The 523-nt window shown below is 30.0% G+C and carries 1 protein-coding gene; it reads left to right on the top strand.

From position 1 onward, the window contains the following. Window positions 1-523 (top strand): GTP pyrophosphokinase (locus E5A76_RS04055; RefSeq protein WP_392397295.1); only part of this gene is annotated, 523 nt, incomplete at both ends.

Below are 523 nucleotides of genomic sequence, written 5' to 3'. Positions count from 1 at the left end.
TTCAGATTCATTTGATATTGATTTTGATAATTCTTTAGATAAAAGCAAAGTTCTATCTAAAGATCAAATTGGTTATCGTTCAGTACATTATGTATGCACTTTAGGACAAGGAAGGTCTAATTTACCTGAGTATTTAGAACTAGGTGAATTAAAATTTGAAGTCCAAGTCAGAACAATACTTCAACATGCTTGGGCTGAATTAGCTCACGATAGCAGCTATAAATTTTCTGGTACATTACCACCAGAGATAGAGCGAAAATTATATCTATATGCAGGTATGCTAGAAATAGCAGACAAAGGTTTTGACGAAATATCAGCACAAATTGATTCATATAAGAAGTCTGTTGATGAAAAGTCAAAAGCAGGTGATTATTCAATTTCAATTGACTCCATAAGCTTAAATGAGTTTTTTAATTCTTGGGCTAGTAAAAATAATATCAATATTAAAAGCCCACCTAAAAATACAAGTGAATTAATTCAAGAATTAAGTTTATTTGGAATTAAAACATTAGCCGAATTAAAC

The sequence above is a fragment of the Photobacterium lucens genome (assembly GCF_009873615.1).
Lineage (GTDB): Bacteria > Pseudomonadota > Gammaproteobacteria > Enterobacterales > Vibrionaceae > Photobacterium > Photobacterium lucens.
This window is presented reverse-complemented; position numbering and strand designations above follow the sequence as displayed.